The sequence below is a fragment of the Methylobacterium sp. WL120 genome (assembly GCF_008039465.1).
GTDB classification, from domain to species: domain Bacteria; phylum Pseudomonadota; class Alphaproteobacteria; order Rhizobiales; family Beijerinckiaceae; genus Methylobacterium; species Methylobacterium cerastii.
Genome location: NZ_VRUT01000218.1, coordinates 1 through 6,198 on the forward strand (window position 1 = coordinate 1; position 6,198 = coordinate 6,198).

A 6,198-nucleotide genomic window follows, 5' to 3' on the forward strand; every position below is an offset into this window, starting at 1 on the left:
GCCACGCCCTCGACGACGCGGCGGTCGCGGCCCTGCCGCTGGCCGGCGGGCTGGAGCCCGTCACCACGGCCCTTGGCGAGGCCCTGCTCGCCGCCTTCGGGGCGCCGCCGGACCCTTGAGCGCCACGGGCGGGACGGCGCCGGGCACCACGCCCGCCTTCCCGTGGGACGACGCGCTGTCGCTGGCGCTCGGGCGCCTACGCTGGCGGCCGCGCGACCTCTGGCGCGCCACGCCGCATGAGCTGCTCTTCGCCGCCGGGCTCCGAGCCAGTGGCGCCGGGCTCGGCCGCGACGGGTTGGCGCGGCTGATCCAGGACCATCCGGACACGGCGTGAGGCCGGTCCGCGCTTGCAGGAGAGACCCATGGCGGAGACCGACCTCGACCGGGCGAACGCCGCCCGCATCAAGCAGCTCGACACCCTGGACAAGCTCGCCCAGCGCTTCGGGCAGAGCCTGTCGACGGCCCTGACGCGCAGCCTCACTTCCGGGCGCCAGCTCGACGGGGTGCTCGGCTCCCCCGGGACGCGCCTAGCCGGAACCGCGGTCCGGGCGGCGCTGAAGCCGGTCCGCACCGGCATCACCGGCCTGGTCAACAGCCTGCTCGGCTCCGCCGTCGGGGCGGACGCGGCCTTCGCACGGGGCGGCGTGCTCCAGGGCGGCCGGGTGCGGGCCTTCGCCGGCGGCGGGGTGGTCGCGGCCCCGACCTACTTCCCGATGAGCGGCGGCACCGGCCTGATGGGCGAGGCCGGGCCGGAGGCGATCCTGCCGCTCCGGCGAGGCTCCGACGGCCGCCTCGGGGTCGGCACCGGACCGGGCGGGCGGCCGGTCGCGGTCACCGTCAACATCGCGACGCCGGACGCGGCCTCGTTCCGCAAGTCCGAGGCGCAAGTCACCGCGAGCCTCGCCCGCGCCGTGGCCCGCGGCCAGCGCGCGCTGTGAGTGCGGGCGCCATCACGGAAGGATTGCCGATGCCGGACGATTTCCACGAGGTGTCCTTTCCCCTCGACGTCGCGCTGCGCGGCAGCGGCGGCCCGACCCGGCTGACCGAGATCGTCACGCTCGCCTCGGGGCGGGAGCACCGCAACAGCCGCTGGGCCGATTCCCGGCGCCGCTACGACGCCGGCTTCGGCATCCGCTCGCTCGACACGCTCCACGCCGTGCTGAGCTTCTTCGAGGAGCGGCGCGGTCGCCTCTACGGCTTCCGCTATCGCGACCGGGTCGACTTCCGCTCCGGGCCGCCGGGCCGGGTGCCGGCGCCGACCGACCAGCGCCTCGGGGTCGGCGACGGGGCGTCACGGGCGTTCGCCCTCGTGAAGACCTACGGCACCGGGCCGACGCCCTACCGGCGGGCGATCGCCAAGCCGGTGGCCGGCAGCGTGCGGGTGGCGGTGGCCGGCGTCGAGACGCCCGCGCAACGCTTCGCCTGCGATCCCGCCACCGGGCAGGTCGTCTTCGCCGCCGGCGCCGTGCCCCCGGCGGGCGCCGTCGTCACCGCGGGCTTCGCCTTCGACGTGCCGGTCCGGTTCGACGCCGACGACCTCGTGATCAACCTCGAAGCCTTCACCGCGGGCGAGATTCCCAAGGTGCCGCTGGTCGAGATCGTGCCCTAGGGAAACTGCAACCATGCGCGACCTGCCGCCCGCCTTCGCCGCGCATCTGGCCGGCGGCGTGACGACCCTCTGCCGCTGCTGGGCCTGGGCCCTGCGCCGCCGCGACGGCGTCGCCCTCGGCTTCACCGACCACGACCGCGATATGACGATCGCCGGCCTGACCTACGCCGCCCGCACCGGCCTGGAGGCGGCGGAGGCCGCGGCCGAGCTCGGCTTCGCCGTCTCCGGCGGGGATGTCTCCGGCGCGCTGTCCGGGCTCGGGCTGACCGAGGCCGACATCGCCGGCGGGCTCTACGACGGCGCCGCCGTCGAGACCTGGCTGGTGGACTGGACCGACCCGGACACCCGCCTGCTCCTCGACCTGGGCACGCTGGGCGAAATCCGCCGGGCCGGCGACGCCTTCGTGGCAGAGGTCCGCGGCCTCGCCGACCGGCTCGACGCCGAGCGCGGCCGCACCTACCGCGCCACCTGCGGCGCGGACCTCGGCGACGCCCGCTGCGGCGTCGACGTGGCGCGGTTTCGCACGGCCGGCACGGTCGATCGCTTGGCCGAACTCGGCACGCTCGCCGTGTCGTTCGCCGGCATCGTCGCCGACGGGCTGTTCACCGGCGGTCGCCTGACCTGGACCGGCGGCGCCAACCTTGGTCTGTCGGGCGACGTGCGCACGCATCTCGGCGCGCTGGTCGAGCTGTGGGAGGCGCCGCCGCGCGGCGTCGCGCCGGGCGACGCCTTCACCCTCGTCGCCGGCTGCGACAAGCGCCTGTCCACCTGCCGCGGCACCTTCGCGAACGCCCTGAACTTCCAGGGCTTTCCGCACATGCCGGGCAACGACTTCGTCGTGCGCTACGCCCCCGGCGCGGGCCCCGGCCTCGACGGCGGCTCGCTGTTCCGCTGAAGGATTTTTCGATGCGCAACCGGTTCGACGGCGCCGCGGTCGAGGCCGAGGCCCGGCGCTGGCTCGGCACGCCCTACCGGCACCAGGCCTCGCTGCTCGACGTCGGCTGCGACTGCCTCGGCCTGCTGCGCGGCGTCTGGCGCGGCCTTCTGGGCGACGAGCCCGAGGCGCCGCCGCCCTATGCCGGCACCTGGGCGGAATCGGCCGCCTCCGGCACCGACCCGTTCCTGGAGGCCGCGTCCCGCCACCTCCTGCCCGTCGCGGCCGACCTCGCACGCCACGCGCCCGCTCCCGGCGAGGTGCTGCTCTTCGCCTTCCGCGCCCACCTGCCCGCCCGCCACTGCGCCATCGCGACCGGTGCCGGCATGATCCACGCCCACGACCACGCCGCCGTGACGGAGGTGGCCTTCACGCCCTGGTGGCGGCGGCATCTCGTCGGCGTGTTCCGGTTCCCGGCGCAGTGAGGATGCGACGGGAAGCGCCCCGCGCCCTCGCTTCGGCTGCCGCGGGCACTTCCGACGCGCTCAAACCCGCGACGCGACCGTCAGCTTGACACCGAGGACATCCATGACCTTGCGGATCGTCTCGTAGCGGAGCTTCGACCCCGGTGTCAGAGCCTTGTACAGGCTCTCTCGCCCGACACCCGCCTCGCGCGCGATCTGCGTCATGCCCCGCGCCTTGGCGACATCGCCGAGCGCTGCGACGAACAAGTCGGGATCGGGGTCGGCCAGAGCCGCGGCGAGGTATTCGGCGATGGCCTCTTCGCTGTCGAGGAACTCGGAGGCGTCGAAAGGCGTGAAGCGCATCAGGAGATCCGATCAAGGTCGCCGGCCATCACCTTCGCCTTCTGAATATCACGGCTCTGGCTGGCTTTGTCGCCGCCGATCAAGAGCAGGTAGAGAGCCGCTCCTCGATGGAGATAGTAGAGGCGGTAGCCCGGACCATGATGGATGCGCATCTCGTCGACGCCATCCCCCACCGGTTCGACATCTCCGAAATCGCCCAGCGTCGCTGACCGGATGCGTGAGGCGATGCGGGCCTTCGCTCAGCCAGCCCCTGAACGCGTCGGACATCAGGATCGTCGCGACAGTCTGGATCGTATCCGACCGGATACGATCCCTTAAGCCTTCGAATGTGCCCGCCCCACATCTCCACCACGGAGCCCGCCATGGCCACGCTGATCCTGTCCACGGCGGGGGCGGCGGTCGGGATCGCGCTCGGCGGGCCGATCGGCAGCGTGGTCGGACAGGCGGTCGGCGCCGTGGCGGGGGCCGGCCTCGACGGCGCCCTGTTCGGGGCGGGCGCGAGCCCGCGGTACGTTGCCGGCCCGCGGCTGTCGGACGTCGCCGGCCTGTCCTCGACGGAGGGCGACCCGGTGCCGCGCGTCTACGGCCGGGCGAAGCTCGGCGGCACCCTGATCTGGGCGACGCGACCGCTCGAGGTCGCCAACACCGCCGTCGAGCGCGCCGCCGCCCCGTCGAAGGGCGGCGGCGGGCAGAAGACGGTGCGGACCAGCTACGCCTACTTCGCCAACCTCGCGGTCGGCCTGTGCGAGGGCGAGATCGCCCTCGTCCGGCGGATCTGGGCGGACGGGACCGAGCTCGACCGCACCGCGATCACCTGCCGCGTCCATGTCGGCGCGGCGACCCAAGCGCCCGATCCGCTGATCGTCGCCAAGGAGGGGGCCGACGCGCCGGCCTATCGCGGCCTCGCCTACGTGGTGTTCGAGGGGCTGCCGCTGGCCGATTACGGCAACCGCATCCCGCAATTCGCCTTCGAGGTGGTGCGGCCGGTCAACGGCGTCGCGCCGCTGGTCCGCGCCGTGAACCTGATCCCCGGCGCGTCCGAGTTCGGCCTCGATCCCACCGGCGTCACCATCGACCTCGGCCTCGGGCGGACGCAGGCCGCCAACCGGTTCCAGCTGCAGGCGGCGAGCGACGTGGTCGCGTCGCTGGACGCGCTTCAGGCGCTGTGCCCGAACCTCGCCCGCGTCGCGGTGGTGGTGGCGTGGTTCGGCGACGACCTGCGCGCCGGACAGTGCACGGTCGCCCCGCGGGTCGAGATCGGCACCAAGGCGACCGTCGGCGACACCTGGCACGTGGCCGGCCTCGACCGCGCGCAGGCCCGGTCGGTCTCGACCGCGCCGGACGGAACCCCGGCCTACGGCGGCACGCCCTCGGATGCGGGCCTCGCTCGCCTCGTGGCGGAACTCGCCCGCCGCGGCCTAGCGGTGGTGCTCTACCCGTTCGTGATGATGGACGTCGCGGTCGGCAACGCGCTGCCCGACCCCTACCGGCCCGGTGCGCTCGGCCAGGCGGCCTACCCCTGGCGCGGCCGCATCACCTGCGATCCCGCCCCCGACCTGCCCGGCTCGCCCGACGGGACGGCGGCGGCCGAAGCGCAGGTGCTGGCCTACTTCACGGGTGCGGAAGGCTACCGCCGCCAGGCGTTGCACTATGCCGACCTCGCGGCCGGCTGGGCGGCCGTCGGCACGCCGCTCGCCGGCTTCGTGCTGGCGAGCGAGCTCGTCGGCCTCACCCGCGTGCGCGGCGCCGGCGAGGGCTACCCGGCGGTGGCGGCGCTGATCGACCTCGCCCGCGCGGTGCGAACGCGGCTCACCCACGGCGAGACGCTGGTCTACGCCGCCGACTGGACCGAGTACGGCGCCCACGTCCGCGACGGCGGCGCGCGCGTGCGCTTCCCCCTCGACGCCCTGTTCGCCGACCCGAGCCTCGACGCGGTCGGAATCGACTACTACCCTCCGATCTCGGACTTTCGCGACACCCCCGGCCACGCCGACCTCGCGGAGGCCGACGCGATCTACGATCGCGGCTATCTCAAGGCCCGCCTCGGGGCCGGCGAGGCCTTCGACTGGTACTACGCCGACGCGGCCGCCCGCGCCGCGCAGGTCCGCACCCCGATCACCGACGGCGCCTACGCCAAACCCTGGACGTTCCGGGCCAAGGACCTCGTCGGCTGGTGGTCGAACGCCCATGTCGAGCGCGACGGCGGGGTCGAGACCCGCGCCACCGCCTGGGTGCCGCGCGGAAAGCCGATCTGGCTCACCGAGGTCGGCGTGCCGGCGGTGGACAAGGGTACCAACGGCCCCAACGTCTTCCCCGACCCGAAATCCTCCGAGAACGCCTACCCGCCGGCCTCGCGGGGCCTGCGCGACGAGCTGATTCAGCTCCGCGGCCTGGAGGCGATCCTGTCCCGGTTCAACCCCGCCGCGGCGGGGTTCACGGCCGCCGACAACCCGCGCTCGCCGGTCTACGGCGGGCCGATGGTCGATCCGCGCGCGGTCTTCGTCTGGGCCTGGGACGCGCGGCCCTACCCGGCCTTTCCCGACCAGGGCTCGGTCTGGGCGGATGCCGGCAACTGGCGGGTCGGCCACTGGATCACCGGCCGGATCGAGGGCTGCGACCTCGACCGGCTGATCCTGCGGGTTCTCGCCGACCTCGGCGTCGACGTGCCGGTGGCGATCGAGGCCGCGGCCTACCTCGACGGCGCGGTGATCGACCGCCCGCTCTCGGCCCGCGCCGCCCTCGAGCCGCTGGCGCAGCTCTACGGCCTCGACGTGTCGGCGGTCGCCGGCACCCTGCGGCTGCGCGGGCCGCGGCGCGAGGCGGCGGCGGCCATCGCCGAGGACGACCTCGTGCGCGTCTCGGACGACGAGGCGCCGCTACGCCGGGTG

Annotated in this window: 8 protein-coding genes and 1 pseudogene; 7 read left to right on the forward strand and 2 right to left on the reverse strand. The window is 74.5% G+C overall.

The window, feature by feature from the left end; all coding sequences use genetic code 11:
• From FV229_RS28285 to FV229_RS24530, 6 genes and pseudogenes are all read left to right on the forward strand, one after another.
• A pseudogene (locus FV229_RS28285) lies at positions 1-119 on the forward strand (gene transfer agent family protein); the annotation flags it as partial.
• Positions 116-334, forward strand: coding sequence for a phage tail assembly chaperone (locus tag FV229_RS24510; RefSeq protein ID WP_147754449.1), 219 nt, complete (start codon positions 116-118; stop codon positions 332-334). The pseudogene FV229_RS28285 and the gene FV229_RS24510, both read left to right, overlap by 4 nt.
• A 28-nt stretch (positions 335-362) precedes the next feature.
• A complete protein-coding gene (locus tag FV229_RS24515; protein WP_147754450.1) occupies positions 363-938 on the forward strand; it encodes a phage tail tape measure protein in 576 nt (191 codons plus the stop codon).
• Positions 939-967: 29 nt separating this feature from the next.
• On the forward strand, positions 968-1,609 hold the full coding sequence (locus FV229_RS24520) for a DUF2460 domain-containing protein (RefSeq protein WP_147754451.1): 642 nt from the start codon (positions 968-970) through the stop codon (positions 1,607-1,609).
• Positions 1,610-1,622: 13 nt separating this feature from the next.
• A complete protein-coding gene (locus FV229_RS24525) occupies positions 1,623-2,504 on the forward strand; it encodes a DUF2163 domain-containing protein (protein WP_147754452.1) in 882 nt (293 codons plus the stop codon).
• A gap of 11 nt (positions 2,505-2,515) precedes the next feature.
• Positions 2,516-2,968 carry a peptidase P60 gene (locus FV229_RS24530; RefSeq protein WP_147754453.1) on the forward strand — a complete coding sequence of 151 codons (453 nt, stop codon included), beginning with the start codon at positions 2,516-2,518 and terminating at the stop codon, positions 2,966-2,968.
• 60 nt (positions 2,969-3,028) lie between these two features.
• Here the strand turns inward: FV229_RS24530 and FV229_RS24535 are convergent, their stop codons facing one another.
• Together FV229_RS24535 and FV229_RS24540 are read right to left on the reverse strand one after the other, a co-directional pair.
• Positions 3,029-3,310, reverse strand: a complete 282-nt coding sequence (locus FV229_RS24535) for an addiction module antidote protein (protein WP_147754454.1) — start codon at positions 3,308-3,310, stop codon at positions 3,029-3,031.
• Positions 3,310-3,537 carry a type II toxin-antitoxin system RelE/ParE family toxin gene (locus FV229_RS24540; protein ID WP_147754455.1) on the reverse strand — a complete coding sequence of 76 codons (228 nt, stop codon included), beginning with the start codon at positions 3,535-3,537 and terminating at the stop codon, positions 3,310-3,312. The genes FV229_RS24535 and FV229_RS24540 overlap by 1 nt, the downstream gene beginning before the upstream one ends.
• Positions 3,538-3,672: 135 nt before the next feature.
• Here FV229_RS24540 and FV229_RS24545 point away from each other — a divergent pair.
• Positions 3,673-6,198, forward strand: a 2,526-nt coding sequence (locus FV229_RS24545) for a glycoside hydrolase TIM-barrel-like domain-containing protein (protein WP_187275273.1), incomplete at its 3' end; no start/stop codon positions are given.

Bases quoted from the DNA above. Each gene is read 5' to 3' on its own strand.
- FV229_RS24515 (WP_147754450.1), top strand. From the start codon at position 363: ATGGCGGAGACCGACCTCGACCGGGCGAACGCCGCCCGCATCAAGCAG.
- FV229_RS24520 (WP_147754451.1), top strand. From the start codon at position 968: ATGCCGGACGATTTCCACGAGGTGTCCTTTCCCCTCGACGTCGCGCTG.
- FV229_RS24525 (WP_147754452.1), top strand. From the start codon at position 1,623: ATGCGCGACCTGCCGCCCGCCTTCGCCGCGCATCTGGCCGGCGGCGTG.
- FV229_RS24530 (WP_147754453.1), top strand. From the start codon at position 2,516: ATGCGCAACCGGTTCGACGGCGCCGCGGTCGAGGCCGAGGCCCGGCGC.
- FV229_RS24535 (WP_147754454.1), bottom strand. From the start codon at position 3,310: ATGCGCTTCACGCCTTTCGACGCCTCCGAGTTCCTCGACAGCGAAGAG.